The organism is Gudongella sp. DL1XJH-153, from assembly GCF_049310905.1.
Classification (GTDB): Bacteria; Bacillota; Clostridia; order Tissierellales; family Tissierellaceae; genus Gudongella.
On the sequence record NZ_JBMEMN010000106.1, the window covers coordinates 1 to 277 of the forward strand.

1 protein-coding gene is annotated in these 277 nt (G+C 35.0%); it reads right to left on the reverse strand.

What is annotated here, in order from left to right:
* Positions 1 to 241 (reverse strand): ComEC/Rec2 family competence protein (locus ACOEN1_RS13570; RefSeq protein WP_422487415.1); only part of this gene is annotated, 241 nt, incomplete at its 3' end.
* Between the last annotated feature and the right edge of the window lie 36 nt (positions 242 to 277).

Sequence of the window (277 nt, forward strand, 5' to 3'; positions counted from 1 at the left end):
TATTTAATATTTCCATATCTTCCTCCTCAAGTCTTTGCAGCAATTCCCTGTGCGGATGACCGTATCGGTTATTTTCTCCACATGAAATAATACCATATTCAGCATTCACCTGATCTAAGAACTCTTTTGAAGTTGAATTTTTTGATCCATGATGTGCCACCTTTAAAATATCATAATCTTTATTTAAAAGCCTTGTTATTTCCTTTTCTCCTTTTGCCTCTATGTCACCAGTAAGAAGCATAGCAAATTTCCCATAGGATAAGCTTAGTACCGTTGA